The organism is Paraburkholderia sp., assembly GCF_036488505.1.
Taxonomy (GTDB): Bacteria; Pseudomonadota; Gammaproteobacteria; order Burkholderiales; family Burkholderiaceae; genus Paraburkholderia.
Window position 1 is genome coordinate 1 of record NZ_DASXHN010000246.1, and the last position, 3,124, is coordinate 3,124.

The following is a 3,124-nucleotide window of genomic DNA, read 5'->3' on the forward strand; positions in this document are numbered from 1 at the left end:
CTGACCGACGACGACAGGTCTTCCGGATACGTGTTGTCCGAGACCTTGTTGTAGTAGATGTAACCGCCGAACCCGTTGCCGAAGTTCTGGTTGTGCTGGATGTACAGCGCGTACCGGTTCGTATGCGTCATGCGATCGTCCGGCAGGAATTCGCCGGTGATCGAGCCCGAGTAGGTCGGCGACAGATAGCGGAACGTGCTTTGCAGCTGCACGCCGCGCTTCGAGATCAGACGCGGGGTGACCGTCAGATCGCGGTTCGGCGCGATGTTGAAGTAGTACGGTACCGACAGCTCGAAGCCGTTCGTCGAGCTCAGCGAAAACGTGGGCGGCAACAGACCGCTGCGGCGGTCGCCCGACAGCGGAAACGACAGCCACGGCGACGCGAACACCGGCACGCCCTGGAAAAACAGCACGCTGTTGTACGCGATGCCCTCGTCCGCGCCGGTGTCGAAGTCGAACTCGCTGCCTTTGATGTACCACGCCGGGTTGTCCGTGCACGAACACGCGGTGTAAGTGCCTTTCGTGAATACCGAGCGTTCGGCGTCGAGCAGGTCGACGCGCTGCGCGCTGCCCGAGCCGCCCGTCACGTTGAAGTGATACTTCGCCGCGGTCATGAACCCTTCGGTCGAATCGACGCGCAGATGCGCTTCGGGACCGATGAAGGTGTTGCCGGTGTTGGTGACGTGGACATTGCCGTACGCATCGGCCATGTCCGTGTCCTGATCGTAGTGCAGCGCGTCGGCCTTGATCACGGCCGTGTTGTGGCGCAATTCGCCCGATCCCTTGACCGCGAGATCCTGGTCGATCGTGCCGCTCGCCTGGTCGCCGAGCACGAAGGTGGCCGGGCGCTGGCCGCTTTGCAACGGATGGTCTTCGAGCTGGGGCGCGAGCCGCATGCCCCACGGCGCGTCGATCGGTTGAGGCTGCGCAGCTTCCCCGGCCAGCTGCGCGTGCGCAAGCGCGGGCATCAGGCCCGGTACGGCGATGAGCGCCGCGACGAGCCGCCTTTTGCGCGGCACGACTGCACAGGAGGGAGTGGTATCGGAAAGCTGTCTAGGCGGCATGTATCGTTTGGCGAATCGGCCCGTGCGCAAGCTTCCGTGGTCACGATCCACCGCCTGCGCACCGCGACCCTGACAGTCGGCTGTACATCAGGATTGACCAGTTGCCGAATGATAAGGCGGGCGGTAGAACGGAACACGCGAAAGCTGGCGTGTGAGTCGCGTCAAAAAAGTCGTGGGGTATTATATGGCAAGACGTTGCCCCCCTGAATTTGCCGCTGGTTTTCATGACGCTGCCCGCCACCCAAGACCTCACCGACCCCCGTTTCTCCCTGCTCAAAGCCTGGCTGCAAGGCCACGCCGCGCGCCATGCGCTCGAACCCGACACGCTCGTTGCGGCTTCGTCCGACGCGAGTTTCCGCCGCTATTTCCGGCTCGCCGGCAAGACACCGCAAGCCGGCGGCGCGGCGACGCTGATCGCGGTCGACGCACCGCCGCCCGAAAAATGCCGCGAATTCGCGCAGATCGCGCAGTTGCTCGCGCACGCCGGCGTGCATGTCCCGCGCGTGCTCGAAGCCGACTTCGAAGCCGGCTTCATGCTCGTCACCGACCTCGGCAGCGCGTCTTACCTCGGCGCGCTGACCGACGCGCAGACCGCTGGCGACTCGCGCCGCGCGCGCGAGCTGATGCGCGACGCGCTCGACGCGCTGATCCGCTGGCAGTCGAGTTCCCGTGAAGACGTCCTGCCGCCGTTCGACGAAGCGTTCCTGCGCCGCGAGATGGAATTGATGCCGGAATGGTTCATCGGCCGGCATCTCGGCCGCGAGCTCGACACCGACACGCGCGCGCTGCTCGATCGCACGTTCGCGCTGTTGATCGCAAGTGCGCGCGCGCAGCCGCAAAGCTTCATGCTGCGCGATTTCATGCCGCGCAATCTGATGATCGCCGAGCCGAACCCCGGCGTGCTCGATTTCCAGGACGCGGTGTACGGGCCGATCACCTACGACGTCGTGTCGCTGCTGCGCGACGCGTTCCTGAGCTGGGACGAGGAGTTCGAACTTGACTGCTTCGCGTACTACTGGGAGCGCGCGAAAAAAGCCGGCCTGCCGGTGGATGCCGATTTCGGCGAATTCTATCGTCAGCTCGAATGGATGGGTTTGCAGCGGCACATCAAGGTGCTCGGCCTGTTCTGCCGGATCAACTACCGCGACGGCAAGCCGCATTACATGAACGACTTGCCGCGCTTCATCGGCTATGCGCGCAAGGTGGCCGAGCGATACGCGCCGCTGCGTGGATTCGCGAAGCTGCTCGACGATCTCGAAGGCCGCGCGCTGGAAGTCGGCTACACCTTCTGACCGATGACAATGCCCGTAAAGAAAGCGATGATTTTCGCCGCGGGCCGCGGCGAGCGCATGCGTCCGCTGACCGACGCGTGCCCGAAGCCCTTGCTCGAAGCAGGCGGCAAGCCGCTGATCGTGTGGCAGATCGAACGGCTCGCGCAGGCGGGCATCCGCAGCATCGTGATCAATCATGCGTGGCTCGGCGCGCAGATCGAAGCCGCGCTCGGCGACGGTTCGCGCTGGCAGGTGGAACTGCGCTACTCGCCCGAGCACGAGGCGCTCGAAACTGCGGGCGGCATCGCGCAGGCGCTGCCTTTGTTGACCAGCCACGGCGAAGATGACGTGTTCATCGCGGTCGCCGGCGACGTGTACACCGATTTCGATTACGCGGCGCTGCATGCGCGCGCCGATCAGTTGAGGGCGTTGCCGCAGCCCGGCATGCATCTGGTGATGGTGCCGAACCCGGCGTTTCATCCGAACGGCGACTTTGGTCTCGCCGATGGCGTGCTGTCGCTCGATACATCGCCGCGCTCGACGTTCGGCAGCTTCGGTCTCTACGACACGCGCATGTTCCGTGATCTGCCGCGCGGCTCGCGGCGCGCGCTCACGCCGTATTACCGCGAGACCATTGCGCGCGGTCTCGCGAGCGGCGAGCTGTATGAAGGGGTGTGGGAGAACGTCGGCACGCAGGCGCAGCTGGAGGCGCTGGACCGGCTGTTGCGGACGCGCTGAGGCGAGCATGGGCCCTGCTGCCGTTGGCCCTCTGCTGCGGTTTGGCCCTGC

3 protein-coding genes are annotated in these 3,124 nt (G+C 65.1%); 2 read left to right on the top strand and 1 reads right to left on the bottom strand.

Features of this window, described 5'->3' with window-relative positions; translation table 11 throughout:
• On the bottom strand, positions 1-1,064 hold a 1,064-nt coding region (locus tag VGH68_RS15125; RefSeq protein WP_331604457.1), incomplete at its 3' end, for an LPS-assembly protein LptD.
• 224 nt (positions 1,065-1,288) lie between these two features.
• On the opposite strand from VGH68_RS15125, the gene VGH68_RS15130 reads away from it, so the two are divergent.
• Together VGH68_RS15130 and murU are read left to right on the top strand one after the other, a co-directional pair.
• Positions 1,289-2,356: an aminoglycoside phosphotransferase family protein gene (locus tag VGH68_RS15130; protein ID WP_331604458.1), complete on the top strand. Its 1,068-nt coding sequence runs from the start codon at positions 1,289-1,291 to the stop codon at positions 2,354-2,356.
• A 3-nt stretch (positions 2,357-2,359) separates the two neighbouring features.
• Entirely contained in the window at positions 2,360-3,073 is a 714-nt protein-coding gene (murU, locus tag VGH68_RS15135) for an N-acetylmuramate alpha-1-phosphate uridylyltransferase MurU (protein ID WP_331604459.1), read from the top strand.
• Positions 3,074-3,124: the final 51 nt, after the last annotated feature.